We start from the raw sequence: 14,056 nt of genomic DNA, 5'->3' as shown, positions 1-14,056 counted from the left end.
CGCTGCGTGGTTCGCGCCGGCGCCGTCACCAGAACGCGGCGTACAGCGCGACCAGGATCGCCAGCACGCCCAGCGCGGCCACGTTCCAGGCCGGCGCGGTGGCGTAGCTGACGCCGTCGTGGCGGATGCGGTCGCGCGCCGCCGGCGGTGCGGTCGCCAGCGAGACCGCGGCCATCAGCAACGCGGACAGCAGGAACACCACGCCGATGCGGTTGACGAACGACATGTCGGTCCACACCACGTACTTGAACAACACCGACAGCAGGATCGAGCCGCCCGCCGCCGCCAGCGCGCCGGCTTCGTTGGCGCGCTTCCAGAACAGCCCGAACAGGAAGATCACCACGATGCCCGGGGTGAAGAAGCCGGTGTACTCCTGGATGTACTGGAAGCCCTGGTCGAAGCCGCCCAGCAGCGGCCGCGCGGTGAGGATGGCGATCAGGATCGACACCGCCGCGGCGATGCGGCCGACCCGCACCAGTTGGCGCTCGCTCGCATCGACGCGGCGCTTGGCGTAGAAGTCCAGGGTGAAGATGGTCGCCACCGAATTGATCTTCGACGCCAGCGACGCCACGATCGCCGCGACCAGCGCCGCGAACACCAGGCCGAGCACGCCCGGCGGCAGCAGCGCCATCATCGCCGGATACGCGTCGTCGGAACGCTCCAGCCCCGGCGACAGCACCACCGCGGCGATGCCCGGCAGCACCACGATCACCGGCAGCACGATCTTCAGCGCGGCGGCGAACACGATGCCCTTCTGCGCTTCCTTGAGGTCCTTGGCCGCCAGCGCGCGCTGGATGATGTATTGGTTGAAGCCCCAATAGCTCAAGTGCGCGATCCACAAGCCGCCGAGCAGCACGCCCAGGCCCGGCAGCTTGTCGTAATGCGGGCTGTCCTTGGGCAGGATCATGTGGAAATGCTCCGGATGCGCCGCCATCAGCTTCTGGAAGCCGGCGACGATGCCCGCGCCGTCGCCGATCTTGCTCAGCGTCAGCCCCGCGACCAACAGCCCGCCGAGCACCAGCAGCGTCACCTGCACGATGTCGGTCAGCGCCACCGCCTTGAGCCCGCCGTACAGCTGGTACGCCAGCGCGAACAGGCCGAGCAGGGTCAGCGCCAGCATCTGGTCCATGCCGGTGACTTGCGCCACCGCGATCGAACCCAGCCACACGATCGAGGTCAGGTTGACGAACACGTACAGGCCCAGCCAGAACACCGCCATCAGGGTGCGGATGCGGTTGCCGTAACGCTCCTCCAAAAACTGCGGCATGGTGTAGATGCCGTTGCGCAGGAACACCGGCAGGAAGAACTTGCCGACCACCAGCAGCGTCGCCGCCGCCATCCATTCGTAGGACGCGATCGCCAGGCCCAACGCGTAACCCGAGCCGGACATGCCGATGATCTGCTCGGCCGAGATGTTGGCGGCGATCAGCGAGGCGCCGATGGCCCACCACGGCAGCGCCTTGCTCGCCAGGAAATAGTCCTTGGCGGTCTTCTCGTGGCCGCTCTTTTCGCGCGAGACCCATTGGGCGAGGACGAACACGCCGGCCAGGTAGGCCAGGACGATGGCGGTGTCGAGCAGTGAGAGTTTCATGCGGCTCCGTGGCGGGATTGCGCGGTTGCGTCCGTTCTACCCGCCGCGCCCGGGGCTGGCCATGGCTGGACGGCGGTTTGGGGCAAGAATTCGATTGCAATGGCGGGCGACGGCGCCGCGACGACACCCCGCTGCCCCGCCCGCGCGCCGTGGGGACGCGCGCGGAGCGGGACGGCGAGGCAGGGACGCGGTGCGGTGGCCATCAGAAGTTCCAACGCACGCGCAGGCCGTAGCTGCGTGCGTCGTTGAGGAAGCGCGTGTTCACGCCCGAGCCGACCAGGGCCTTCTGCGACACGTCCTTGTTGGTCAGGTTCGCGCCCCACAGTTCGAAGCGCCAGGCGCCGTTAGACGTGGTGTAGCCGGCGCCGGCGTTGATCTGGGTGAAGCCGTCCTGGCGATCGGGAAAGCCGGCCGTGGCCGAATCCTCGATCCGGTCGACCGTGCCGGCGGTGTCGCGCAGGAAGGTCACCGGGCGGTTGTTGTACTGGGTTAGGTAGAACGCGGATCGATACGCGGCGAGGATCTGCCAGTCGAAACTGCCGCCGGGCACGTCGAAGGCCTGCTGCAGGCGCGCGTTGAAGGTGATCTTCGACGACAGCGGCAACTCGTTGCCCGACAGGTCGATCTGCGAGGTGATGCCGCCGTTGCCGAAGTCCTGGCTGCGCACGTCGGCGACCACGCCGCGCTTGATCTTGGTCTGCAGGTACAGCGCGTTGAGGTCGAGGGTGAAGCCGGCACCGAAACGGAACCGGCCCTCGGCCTCGACGCCGTACAGCTCGGACTTGCCGACGTTGCGGTTGACCAGGGCGAAGCCGCTGGCCTCGCCGTCGGGATTGAACGCGATCACGCTCAGGTCCTGGAACACCTGGTCTTCGTAGTCGTAATAGAACCCCGACACGTTGAAGCTGGCGGGACGGCCGAGGAACTGGAACGAGTTCTTGGAGCCGATCTCCAGCGCGGTCAGCTTCTCCGGCTTGTAGGTCTCCGGGATCACGTTGACGTCGAAGCTGTCGTTGAAACCGCCGGCCTTGTGGCCGGTGGAGACGGTCGCGTAGAGCAGGTTGCGTTCGCTGAGGTCGTACTCGGCGCCGATGCGCCAGTCGGTGAACTCGAACGCGCTGGAGCCGTGCTGCGCCGCCGGCACGCCCAGGGCGATGAAGCTGTGCTGGCCGTCGGCCGGGCAGTTCGCGGTGTTGCCGCCGATGTCGGGACGGTCGATGCAGGTGCCGTTCGGGCGGGTGCCGTCGACGATGCCAGCCAACTGCTGCTGCATGGTGTCGCGCGCGCCGGCGCGCAGGATGCCCTGCAGCAGGAAGCGGGCGAGGTCGGCGTTGCTGGTCAAGCCGGTCACGTCGAAACTCGGCCGGTCGAGCAGCGCGGGCATGAAGCCCTCGGTGCCCAGGCGGGTCTGGAACACGCCGCCGTCGCCGCCGAAGCCCATCGTCCAGTTGCCGCCGATGCCGTCGCGCGACTTGCGTTCCTCGGTGTAGCGCAGTCCGCCCTTGACCCGGAAACGTTCGTTGACGTCGAAGGTGCCGTCGCCGTACACCGCCCACGAGCGGCCGTCGACGTCGGGCATGGTGAACTCGGTGCCCGAGTAGAACGCGCCCTTGTCGGTCAGCGAGATGAAACCGACCTGCTGCTTCTCGTGGAAGTAGAAGCCGCCGGTGGTCCAGCGGAAACGCGCGTCGTCGTCGGACGACAGCCGCAGTTCGTGGGTCTGCGACTGCGAACGCGCCTGCAGGTAGTTGGTGCCGAAGTTGTCGTAGTCGACCCCGCCCCAGCTCGCCGGCTCGCCCGGCGGACGCTCGCGCAGATCGCGGCCCGGCCAGCTGTTGCCGTCGGCGGCGGCGTTGATCTGGAAATAATCGACATCGCGGTAGCTGCCGCTGTACTCCAGGTTGACCGCGCCGAAGTCGTAGCGCACCTGGCCCTGGAAACCCCACAGTTTGTTGTCGACCTTGCCCTGCACGCCGCGGTAGACCACCGCGCGCATGTCGATGTCGTCCGGCTCGAAGCCGGCCTGCGCGGCGCGGAACACGCCGGCGCCCGGATAGCCGGTGCCGAGTTCGCGGCCGACGTCGAGCATCGCGAACACCTGCAGCTTCTCGTCGGGCTCGTACAGGAACGACAGGCGGCCGGCGCTGTCGTCCTGGAGGCCGGCGGGTTTGAGGTGGCCCCACAGGCCGACGTTCTTGAACCCGGCTTCCTTCTCGACGTGATAGCCCGACAGGCGCAGCGCGGCGTAGTCGCCGAGCGGGAAATTCAACGCGGTCTCGTAGCCCTTCTGGTCGCGGTTGCCGGCCTCGGCCTGCACGTAGCCGCTGAATTCGCCGCCGAGTTCGGGCTTCTTGGTCACGATGTTGAGCGTGCCGGCCAGCGCGTTGCGCCCGCGCAGCGTGCCCTGCGGGCCTTTGTTGATCTCGACGCGTTCCAGGTCGAAGAACATCCCGCCCAGGCCGCGCGGACGCGGGATGTAGGCGCCGTTGATGTGCGGCGCCGCGCCGGGATCGCCGAGCTCGGTGTTGTTGGACGAACCCACGCCGCGGATGAAGACCTCGGTCGCGCCCTCCTGGTTGGCGATGCTCAGGCCGGGCACGGCCACCTGCATCTGCCGCAGTTCGTTGTTGATGCCCAGGCCGCGCAGGTCGTCCTGCGACAGCGCCTGGGCGGTGCCGGCGTACTTCTGCAGGCTCTGCGCGCGGCGCTCGACGGTGACGATGACCGAGTCCAGGTCGGTGGCGCGCTGCGCGGCGCGCGCTTCGGCGGCCGGCGGCGGCGCGGCGCCGGCTTGCGCGGGCGCGATCTCCTGCGCGGCGGCGGTGCCGGCCAGCAGGGCCGCCACGATGGCCACGCTCAGGCGCGAACTACGGTTGTCCACGATCATCGCAACATCCCCTCCCGGCGCCGGCGGCGAGTCCGGTCGCGTGTCTGTCTTGGCGTTGGCGCGGCGCGGGCGCCCCCTGCAGCGGAGCCGGCCGAAAGATGCGGCCAGCTTGTAGCCCGGCTATGACAGCGCTGTCAACATGATGGACACGATGCCGCAATGCAGCACGATTTCCGTGGAAATCGAACGCGCGCGCGGGACAGGACGGCTGTGCGGCGCTTGCGTGATGCGGGTCACGCGAATCGGGCGTTTTCGGCGCGCGCGGGCGATTTCGATGGGTTCAGGCGAGAACCCGCCTTGGACCAAAGTCGCGCTTGCGCGCGCGGGCCCGGCCTGCCCGGGGCGCGCCGCGCGCAGGCGTATACGGCCGACGATTGCGCACTGCGTCACGGCGCTTGCGCGGGGGCGTCGCGATCGCGCACGTGCGCACCGACGCGGGCCGGTCCTACAAAAAAACGGACCCCGGCCGAAGCCGGAGTCCGCGGATCGCCATCGACCAATGCTCCGGCCGCGGCCGCGGCGTGCGCGGCCGCGGTGGGAAGCGCTTACGGCGTGGCGTCGGTGGCCGCGTCGGCGTTGGCGATGCCGGTGCCGATGGTCGGGCTCTGCGGCGAGGCGAACGGCGAGGCGGTGCTCTTGATGATCTGCTCCACCTGCGCCGGGCTCAGGTCCGGGCTCGGCTTGGACTGCATCAGCGCGACGATGCCGGCCACGAACGGCGCCGCCATCGAGGTGCCGTTGTAGTTGACGTAGTTGAACGCGCCCGGCGTGGTGGTGCCGGCGTTGAGCGTGGACAGGATGCTCTGGCCCGGCGCGGCCACGTCCACCAGCGAACCGTGGTTGGAGAAGCTCGCGCGCACGCCGGCCGAGGTCGTCGCGCCGACGTTGATCACGTTGGCGCAGCTGGCCGGCTGGAAGCCCGAGGCCGGAGCGTTGCTGTTGCCGGCCGCCACCACCACCGTGGTACCGGCGTTGTAGGCGTTGGTGATCGCCACCTGCATCGCCGAGGTCGACGAGCACGCGCCGCCACCGCCCAGGCTCATGTTGATCACCGTGGCCTTGTTGGCGCCGACCGAGGGCACGCCGCTGACGGTGCCGCCGGACGCCCAGGTGATCGCATCGGCGATGTCGGCCAGGGTGCCGCCGCAGCGGCCGAGCACGCGCGCGCTGAGGATCTTGGCCTTGAACGCGGTGCCGGCGATGCCGGCCGCGTTGTTGGTCACGCCCGCGGCGATGCCGCTGACGTGGGTGCCGTGCCAGCTGGAATTGCGCGCCGGCTGGCCCAGGCCGCACTGGCCCGCGGTGGTCCAGTCGCCCGGATCGTGCGGATCGGCGTCGCGCCCGCCGCCGTCGTTGGCGGTGGCGGCATTGCTGATGAAGTCGTAGCCCAGCGGCGAGGTCAGGTTGCCGACCAGATCGGGATGATCGGTGATGCCGGTATCGATCACCGCGATGATCTTGCCCTGGCCCTGATAGGTGTTGTCCCAGGCGGTGTTGGCCTTGATGCCCCAGGTGCCGTGCAGGCCCCACTGCGACGGATAGTTGGTGTCGTTCGGGGTGAAGGCGGGATAGAAGCGCGCGTTGGGCTCGACGAACTTCACCCGCGGATCGGCGGCGATGCTCTTCATCAGCGCCGCCGCTTCGACCACGTCGAGCGTGCGGTTGACTTCGACCAGCTCGGCGCCGGTGGAAATGGTGCGGGTGTGCCGGATCTTCAGGTCCTTGCGGCCGACCGACGCCAGGGCGATGTCGAGATCGCGCTGGAACGCCGCGGCCTTGGGCGCGCCGGCGTCGTAGGTGACCAGGAAACCGTCGACCGGCGCGTCGGCCTTCAGGCCGCTGAGATCGACCCGGTCGGAGGCGAAGGCCGGCGCGGCGATGACGCCGAGGACGGCGGCCGCCAGGACGTGCCGGCGGAGGCGGAGCGTGGATTGCGTAGACATGAGGCGAAACTCCCGTGAGGTTTCGATGAGCCGCGATCTGCGGCGGAACCGTCCTGGTCCCTCTCGCGTGTCCAGCAGTGGGGCGTGCGGCGTTGCGCGAGCGCGTCCGGACGTGGTGCGCGGGCAGCGCTATGCCCGCGCACTGGAGCCTAGGGCGGAATATTTATTCGACAACCGCTAAACCACCTGCGGTCACATCGGCTTCGACGAAAACATCATGGATTGCGCATCCTCGCGGCCGACGTTCGCATGAATGCGCAGCGCGCGTTTTGGCAACGCGATGAACGAACGCGATGCGCGTCGCGATGCCTGCGCGCGCGATTGGATTGCGGAAAACGATTATCCAATCGGGAATGGTTGGCGACGTTTTTTGTCGCGCGAACGTACGTGCGCAAACAGTTCGGCTGGACGTTCGCGGTGCGTTGCGACGTTGCGCATTGGCGGCTTCGCTTCCGTTTGCGCGAACGGGACGGGACCCGAGGATCGCGGACGCTCTTCGCTGTCTGCGTCGTCGCTCCATCGCCGCGGTCGCGGCTCGCGCTGTCGGATACCAACACCGCCGCCGTCTTTGCAGAAGCAGCGCAAACCACGCCGACCGAGATACCGCGACAACCGACGAAAGCGCCCCGCGAAGCCCACGCGACCGGCGCCGTTCGCGCGCGAGCCCAGCGCTTGCCAGCGTCCCGTCCGCCCCCCGCAGCCCCATCTCGACGCCGTGCCCGCGCAGGAGTAAGTTTTACCCGAGCGCATCGCCGCGGCCGCGGACGCAAGTCCGCACCAGAAGGAAGGAATCGAAATGAACGCCGCTGCCCACACGCTCCTGCCCTCGCGGGCGGACGCCGCGTCGTCCGCTGCCCGCGCCATCGAACGGCCGCTGCCGGCCTCGCTCGGCGCGTGCGCGCTGATCCACGGGGTCCTCGATGCGGCCGAATGCGCGGCGCTGATCGCCGCCGCCGAGGCCCGCGGTTTCGCCGGCGCCGGCGGAGATTACCCGCCGTCCTACCGCAACAACGACCGCCAGGTGCTCGACGACCCGACGCTGGCGCAACGCTTGTTCGAACGCCTGCGCGAGTACGCGCCGGCCGAGCTCGCGGACACCGACGGCACGCGCTGGCGGCTGGCGTCGCTCAACGAACGCCTGCGCCTGTGCCGCTATCGTCCCGGCCAACGCTTCAACATCCATCAGGACGGCGTGCACCACCGCGGCCCGGACCTGCGCAGCCGCCTGACCTTCATGATCTACCTCACCGACGGCGACGCCTTCGTCGGCGGCGACACCCTGTTCTACGCGCGCGGCCCCGGCCGCGGCGGCGAGGCCGCCGGCGAGCCGCTGGCGCGGGTGCGCCCGCGCGCGGGCACGCTGATCCTGTTCGATCACGCGCTGTGGCATGCCGGCGAGGCGGTGACCGCCGGCGTCAAGCACCTGCTGCGCAGCGATCTGATGTACCAACGCATCGACGACCGTCGCGAGGCTGCGCCGGCGACGCACGCCGAAGCGCCGTTCGCGCCGGGCCACGACGGCTACGTGTGGACGCTGGCGCGCCTGGCCGACGGCCGCATCGCCAGCGCGGGGCGCGATGCGCAGGTGCGGCTGTGGTCCGGCGACGGCCGCGAGCGCGCGCGCCTGCGCGGCCACGCGCAGTCGGTGCTGGGTCTGTGCGAATTGCCGGGCGCGCGGCTGGCGACGGTATCGCGCGACCGCTGCCTGCGCGTCTGGAGCCTCGACGACGGGCGCTGCCTTCGAAGCGAGGTCGCTCACGACGCCGCGGCGCTGTGCCTGGCCCGGCTCGGCGACGGCCGCCTGGCCAGCGGCGCGGCCGACGGCCGCATCGCCCTGTGGCGCGACGACGGCGAGCCGCTGGGCGGCTGGGCCGCGCACGCAGGCTGGGTATGGTCGCTGTGCGCGCTCGGCGGCTCGGGACTGCTCAGCGCCAGCGAGGACGCCGAACTGGCGTGGTGGGATGCGCGACGCGGCGAGCGCGTGGCCAGCATCGATTGCGGCGCGCCGCTGCGCAGCGTCGACGTTCGCGCGGACGCAGGCGGCGCCCGCGTCGCTTTCGCCGGCGTCGACGGCCGAGTCCGCCTCGCGTACGCCGTCGACGGCGCGCTGCGGTGCGAGCGCGACTGGCCCGCGCACGAGGCCGCGGTGCGACGGGTGCGTTGGCTCGGCGACGGGCGCCTGGTCAGTTGCGGCGAGGATGGGCGGGTGCGGGTGTGGACGCGCGACGGGACGCTGCTGGACGAACGGCGGCACGACAACTTCGCTACCGATGCGTTGTTGCTGGAAGACGGCCGGTTGCTCAGTTGCGGCTACGATGGCGTGCTGCGGACGGGGTGATCGGATTTCGCCGCAGTCGGGGTATCGCGGTCGCGGCTTGCGCCGCTCCTACAGTCGGAATCGAACAGTCCGAAGCCCCTGTAGGAGCGGCGCAAGCCGCGACCGCGACACCACGCCTACGGCGCAACGCCAACACGCGCCATCGCCCCTCTCCCGCGAACGGGAGAGGGGCATCCACTCAGTTCTCGTACGCCGACTCGCCATGCGTGGTGATGTCCAGGCCCTCGCGCTCGGCTTCCTCGGCCACGCGCAAGCCGACCACGGCCTTGACGATCATGAACGCCACCACCGACACCAGCCCCGACCACACCACCGTGATCGCCACGCCCAGCGCCTGCACGCCGACCTGCGCGGCGATGGTCTCGTTGCCCGCGCCGAGCCCGAAGCCGCCCAGCGCCGGCGCGCTGAACACGCCGGTCAGCAGCGCGCCGATGATGCCGCCCAGGCCGTGCACGCCGAACACGTCGAGCGCGTCGTCGGCGCGCAGCAGGCGCTTGAGCCCGTGCACGCCCCACACGCAGGCCGCGCCGGCGATGGCGCCGATGGCGATCGCGCCGAACGGGCCGACCGTGCCGCAGGCCGGGGTGATCGCGACCAATCCGGCGACCACGCCCGAGGCGCCGCCGAGCATCGACGACTTGCCCTTGGCGATCTTCTCCACCAGGCTCCACGCCAGCGCCGCCGCGGCCGTGGCCAGCAAGGTGTTGAGGAACGCCAACGCCGCGCCGGAGGTGGCCTCCAGGTTGGAGCCGGCGTTGAAGCCGAACCAGCCCACCCACAGCAGCGACGCGCCGATCATGGTGAAGGTGACGTTGTGCGGCTTGAGCGCCTCGCGTCCGTATCCCACCCGCTTGCCGACGAAATAGGCGCCGACCAGGCCGGCGATGCCGGCATTGATGTGCACCACGGTGCCGCCGGCGAAGTCGATCGCGCCCTTGGCGAACAGATAACCGTCCGGCCCGTACCAGACCATGTGCGCGATCGGCAGGTAGGCGAAGGTGAACCAGATCGCTGCGAACAGCAGCACCGCGGCGAACTTGATCCGCTCGGCGAACGCGCCGACGATCAGCGCGCCGGTGATTCCGGCGAAGGTCGACTGGAACGCCACGAACACGTACTCGGGCAGGGCTACGCCGGCGGTGAAGGTCGCCGCCAGCGAGTCCTTGTCCACGCCCTTGAGTAACAGCTTGTCGAAGGTGCCGATGAAGGCGTTGCCGCCGGCGAACGCCAGCGAGTAGCCGTACGTCACCCACAGCAGCACGATCAGCGAGAACACCGCCAACACCTGCATCAGCACCGACAGCACGTTCTTGGAGCGCACCAGCCCGCCGTAGAACAGCGCCAGGCCGGGCACGGTCATCAACAGCACCAGCAGGGTCGAGGTCAGCATCCAGGCGACGTCGCCCTTGTCGACCACCGGCTTGGCCGCTTCGGCCGCGGCCGCCGCGTCCTCGGCGTGGGCCGGGCCGAACGCCATCAGCGCCGCCAGCGGCAGCGCGGTCCACAACATCGTCTTGCACATCCGCTCGCGCGAGCGGTCGTCGAAGGTCTTCGCGTACTTCATGGGAATCTCTCGCAGGCCGTAGTCAAAGGGCTCGTCACAGCGCGTCGTCGTCGAGTTCGCCGGTGCGGATGCGCACCGTGTTCTCCACCGGCAGGACGATGATCTTTCCGTCGCCGACCTTGCCGGTGCGCGCGGCGTTCTGGATCGCTTCCAGCGCCGCGTCGAGCTGGCCGTCGGGCACGGCGCATTCGATCTTCAGCTTGGGCAGGAAATCGACGACGTACTCGGCGCCGCGGTACAGCTCGGTGTGGCCCTTCTGCCGGCCGAAGCCCTTGACCTCGGTGACGGTGATGCCCGACACGCCGACTTCGGTGAGCGCTTCGCGCACTTCGTCGAGCTTGAACGGGCGGATGATCGCGATGATCAGTTTCATCTCGCAGCTCCTGTGTAGGCGGGTGTGCGGCGCGGCGTCAGAACGCTTTGCTCAACGTAAGGGTGAAGGCGCTGTCGGCCAGGAAGTTGCCGTGGGCGTTGGTGTAGAGCGCCTTCTCGGCGTCGGTATCGCTGTAGGCCGCGGCGACCGAGAACCCGTTGTCGAAGCTCTTGGTCACGGCGAGCTTCCAGTCGGTGTACTCGAAGGCCTTGTTGCCTTCGATCCACTGCTTGCCGCCGTGCAGGTTCAGCGCCCAGCCCGGCTGGAAGGTCCAGTTGAGGCTGGCGTCGAGATAGCCCGAGCCGTCGGAATCGGCGTAGCCGAACAGGTCGGTGACCGAATACGAGTACTTGAGCCCGATCGATACCGTCTCGCTCGGCGCGAGCGTGCCGCCCAGATACACCTCGGTGGTGTTGGGGCTGTTGAAGCCGGACGGATAGCTGCCCGGATAGTAGTAAGTCAGCACGCCGACGTCGTAGGAAAAGATCTCCCCGGCCTTGCCGCGATAGCCCAGGTATCCGTCGAGCTCCAGGCTGCTGGAGATGTCGTCGCCGACGACGACCGTGTCCGACAGCCAACTGACGTTGCTGCCCCAGGCGCCGGCGTAGAAGCCGTTGTCGTGGGCATACTCGATGCCGGCCTGCAGCGCCGGTTTCTGGTTGGTCTGGGAGACGCCGCGGAACAGGTAGTCCGTGGTCAGTCCGATCGAGCCGGAGGTACCGGCGAACGCCGGCGCCGCCGCGCAGGCGAGCGCCAGCGCCAGCAGCGCGCGTCGCGATGCGTATTTCTGTTTCGGAGCGTGTGCGGGCGTCGTCCTGACGCGGGACGCCGTGATGGCGACGGCATCGGTGGTGGTTTCGCTGGTGTGAGACGACATGACGCAGGCTCCTCATAAGCAGTGGCCCCTCCCCGGTCATTGCTTCGCGATGGAAGCTCTCGTGCGGGATGCGGCGGAACGCTTCGTCGTCGTTCTCGCCGTTTTCGGAAACAAGCCGCCCCCGCGGCGGACTTGGCCCGTCGTGCGCGTTCTCCTGGTTGAAGTCGAAATCGAAAGCCGCCCAAACGAACACGGCCCGAAGCGTTCGCTTCGGGCCGTGCGGGTTACAACTTCTTGCTCATGTACACGCTGTTGGGATCGTCGCGATAATCGGCGAAGGGTCCGCAGTAACCGAAGCCGTAACGCGCGTACAAGCTGCGTGCCGGCCCGAATCCATCCATCGAGCCGGTTTCCAGACTCACTCGCCGGTACGCGCGCCGCGCCGCTTCATCGAGAATGTGTTCGAGCATCGCCGCGGCCACCCCGCGCCGGCGGTGCGCGTCGGCGGTGCGCATCGACTTGATCTCGCCGTGCTCCGCATCCAACTGCTTGAGCGCGCCGCAGCCGAGCAGTTCGCCGCCGTCCCACACGCTCCAGAAGCTGATGCGCGGATGCTTGAGGCCGTCGAGGTCGAGCGCGTGGATGCTTTCCGGCGGCGACAGTTCGGCCATGCCCTGCAGGTGTTCGCGCAGCAGCGCGATCACTTCGGGACGGTCGAGCTGGCCTTCGCGGATCTGCATCGGTCGGATCTGCATCGGTCGCCGCTCCTGCGTTTGCAAGGCAAAACACATCCCGAAGGCGCCGGCGCGAGGCCGCCGCCCTGGGAGCATCGATCGTTGGACAGGCAGCGCGGCCGCTCGATGCGGCCGCGCCGCGGCGCCGTCAGACGGCGTAGTACATCTGGTATTCCAGCGGATGCGTGGCCGCGCGGAACTTGGTCACTTCCTGCATCTTCAGCGCGATGTAGCCGTCGATGAAGTCGTCGGTGAACACGCCGCCGGCCTTGAGGAAGTCGCGGTCCTTGTCCAGCGCTTCCAGGGCCTGGTCGAGCGAATGGCACACGGTCGGGATGCCCTTCTCCTCTTCCGGCGGCAGGTCGTACAGGTCCTTGTCGCTCGGCGCGCCCGGGTCGATCTGGTTCTTGATGCCGTCCAGGCCGGCCATCATCAGCGCGGCGAAGGTCAGGTAGCCCGACTGGATCGGGTCGGGGAAGCGCATCTCGATGCGGCGCGCCTTCGGGTTGGCCACGTACGGAATGCGGCAGCTCGCCGAACGGTTGCGCGCCGAGTACGCCAGCATCACCGGCGCCTCGTAGCCCGGCACCAGGCGCTTGTAGCTGTTGGTGCCCGAGTTGGTGAAGGCGTTGATCGCGCGCGCGTGCTTGAACACGCCGCCGATGTACCACAGCGCCATCTGCGACAGGCCGCCGTAGCCGTCGCCGGAGAACAGGTTCACGCCGCCCTTGGCGAAGGACTGGTGCACGTGCATGCCGCTGCCGTTGTCGCCGACCAGCGGCTTGGGCATGAAGGTCGCGGTCTTGCCGTTGCGGTGGGCGACGTTCTTGATGATGTACTTCATCGTCAGCAACTCGTCGGCCTTGGCGACCAGCGAGTTGAACTTGGTGCCGATCTCGCACTGGCCGGCGTTGGCGACTTCGTGGTGGTGCACTTCGACTTCGATGCCGACCTGCTCCAGCGTCTTGCACATCTCGGCGCGGATGTCGTGCAGCGAATCGAGCGGGGCGACCGGGAAATAGCCGCCCTTCACGCCCGGACGGTAGCCGCTGTTGCCGCCTTCGTATTCCTTGCCCGAGTTCCACGCGGCTTCTTCCGAATCGACGTGGAAGAAGGTGTGGCCCATGTCGTTGGCGTAACGCACCGAGTCGAAGATGAAGAACTCGGGCTCAGGGCCGAAGAAGGCCTGGTCGGCGACGCCGCTGGACTTCAGGTAGGCCTCGGCGCGCTTGGCGACGCCGCGCGGATCGCGCGAATAGGCCTGCATGGTCGCCGGGTCGAGGATGTCGCAGGTCAGCACCAGGGTCGGATCGGCGGTGAACGGATCCAGGAACGCGGTCGAGGCGTCGGGCAGCAGGATCATGTCCGACTCGTTGATGCCCTTCCAGCCGCTGATCGAGGAACCGTCGAACATCTTGCCGTCCTCGAACAGCGCCGGCTCGACGATCGACTTGGGGAAGGTCACGTGGTGCTGCACGCCACGCATGTCGGTGAAGCGCAGATCGACGAATTCGACCTTGTGGTCCTTGATGAGCTTTTCGACGTGTTCGAGGGACATGTGCCTGGATCCGGGATGAGTAAAGGGGGGTCGGACAACGCGGGGCCGTGCTGCGCCTGCATGTGCGCCTGCATGTAACAAAGCAAGTCGCGTGCCAAGCCCGATGCTGGCGCAAGCGATTGATTCGAAAGGATGACCGACTAAGCACTACGGGCTTTTGCACCAATATTGTGCAATACAAACCCGCTTCGCACCAATTTGGGCAAAAGCCTTTCCGTTATTCTGACCCGCCGGCGGCGCTTCCCCCGACC

9 protein-coding genes are annotated in these 14,056 nt (G+C 68.5%); 1 reads left to right on the top strand and 8 read right to left on the bottom strand.

All coding sequences use genetic code 11. From position 1 onward, the window contains the following. Positions 1-25: 25 nt before the first annotated feature. The 3 genes from JHW41_RS00915 to JHW41_RS00905 all read right to left on the bottom strand — a co-directional run bounded on the left by JHW41_RS00915 (position 26) and on the right by JHW41_RS00905 (position 6,421). Positions 26-1,591, bottom strand: a complete 1,566-nt coding sequence (locus JHW41_RS00915) for a sodium/sugar symporter (protein WP_250448713.1) — start codon at positions 1,589-1,591, stop codon at positions 26-28. Positions 1,592-1,793: 202 nt separating this feature from the next. After that, on the bottom strand, positions 1,794-4,478 hold the full coding sequence (locus JHW41_RS00910) for a TonB-dependent receptor (RefSeq protein ID WP_250448712.1): 2,685 nt from the start codon (positions 4,476-4,478) through the stop codon (positions 1,794-1,796). Positions 4,479-5,023: 545 nt separating this feature from the next. After that, positions 5,024-6,421, bottom strand: a complete 1,398-nt coding sequence (locus tag JHW41_RS00905) for a S8 family peptidase (protein WP_250448711.1) — start codon at positions 6,419-6,421, stop codon at positions 5,024-5,026. A 796-nt stretch (positions 6,422-7,217) separates the two neighbouring features. Between JHW41_RS00905 and JHW41_RS00900 the strand changes: the two genes are divergently transcribed. Further along, the gene (locus JHW41_RS00900; protein WP_250448710.1) at positions 7,218-8,759 is read left to right on the top strand and encodes a 2OG-Fe(II) oxygenase; all 1,542 of its coding nucleotides are present in this window, start codon (positions 7,218-7,220) and stop codon (positions 8,757-8,759) included. A gap of 178 nt (positions 8,760-8,937) precedes the next feature. Here the strand turns inward: JHW41_RS00900 and JHW41_RS00895 are convergent, their stop codons facing one another. The 5 genes from JHW41_RS00895 to glnA all read right to left on the bottom strand — a co-directional run bounded on the left by JHW41_RS00895 (position 8,938) and on the right by glnA (position 13,805). Then, the gene (locus tag JHW41_RS00895) at positions 8,938-10,236 is read right to left on the bottom strand and encodes an ammonium transporter (protein ID WP_250451329.1); all 1,299 of its coding nucleotides are present in this window, start codon (positions 10,234-10,236) and stop codon (positions 8,938-8,940) included. Between the two features lie 121 nt (positions 10,237-10,357). Continuing rightward, complete coding sequence (locus tag JHW41_RS00890) at positions 10,358-10,696, bottom strand: P-II family nitrogen regulator (RefSeq protein ID WP_057949583.1); 339 nt, start codon at positions 10,694-10,696, stop codon at positions 10,358-10,360. A 37-nt stretch (positions 10,697-10,733) separates the two neighbouring features. After that, positions 10,734-11,573: a TorF family putative porin gene (locus JHW41_RS00885; RefSeq protein WP_250448709.1), complete on the bottom strand. Its 840-nt coding sequence runs from the start codon at positions 11,571-11,573 to the stop codon at positions 10,734-10,736. 224 nt (positions 11,574-11,797) lie between these two features. Continuing rightward, the gene (locus JHW41_RS00880) at positions 11,798-12,268 is read right to left on the bottom strand and encodes a GNAT family N-acetyltransferase (protein WP_250448708.1); all 471 of its coding nucleotides are present in this window, start codon (positions 12,266-12,268) and stop codon (positions 11,798-11,800) included. Positions 12,269-12,395: 127 nt separating this feature from the next. Further along, positions 12,396-13,805, bottom strand: coding sequence for a type I glutamate--ammonia ligase (gene glnA, locus JHW41_RS00875; protein ID WP_057949585.1), 1,410 nt, complete (start codon positions 13,803-13,805; stop codon positions 12,396-12,398). Between the last annotated feature and the right edge of the window lie 251 nt (positions 13,806-14,056).

The organism is Lysobacter enzymogenes (assembly GCF_023617245.1).
Taxonomy (GTDB): Bacteria; Pseudomonadota; Gammaproteobacteria; order Xanthomonadales; family Xanthomonadaceae; genus Lysobacter; species Lysobacter yananisis.
The sequence above is the reverse complement of the archived record's forward strand: the minus strand, read 5'-3'. Positions and strand labels throughout refer to the sequence as shown.

Excerpts from the sequence above, each read along its gene's own strand:
- JHW41_RS00885 (WP_250448709.1), bottom strand. The coding sequence starts at position 11,573 with ATGTCGTCTCACACCAGCGAAACCACCACCGATGCCGTCGCCATCACG.
- JHW41_RS00905 (WP_250448711.1), bottom strand. The coding sequence starts at position 6,421 with ATGTCTACGCAATCCACGCTCCGCCTCCGCCGGCACGTCCTGGCGGCC.
- JHW41_RS00910 (WP_250448712.1), bottom strand. The coding sequence starts at position 4,478 with ATGATCGTGGACAACCGTAGTTCGCGCCTGAGCGTGGCCATCGTGGCG.
- JHW41_RS00890 (WP_057949583.1), bottom strand. The coding sequence starts at position 10,696 with ATGAAACTGATCATCGCGATCATCCGCCCGTTCAAGCTCGACGAAGTG.
- JHW41_RS00915 (WP_250448713.1), bottom strand. The coding sequence starts at position 1,591 with ATGAAACTCTCACTGCTCGACACCGCCATCGTCCTGGCCTACCTGGCC.
- JHW41_RS00895 (WP_250451329.1), bottom strand. The coding sequence starts at position 10,236 with ATGGCGTTCGGCCCGGCCCACGCCGAGGACGCGGCGGCCGCGGCCGAA.
- JHW41_RS00880 (WP_250448708.1), bottom strand. The coding sequence starts at position 12,268 with ATGCAGATCCGACCGATGCAGATCCGCGAAGGCCAGCTCGACCGTCCC.
- JHW41_RS00900 (WP_250448710.1), top strand. The coding sequence starts at position 7,218 with ATGAACGCCGCTGCCCACACGCTCCTGCCCTCGCGGGCGGACGCCGCG.
- glnA (WP_057949585.1), bottom strand. The coding sequence starts at position 13,805 with ATGTCCCTCGAACACGTCGAAAAGCTCATCAAGGACCACAAGGTCGAA.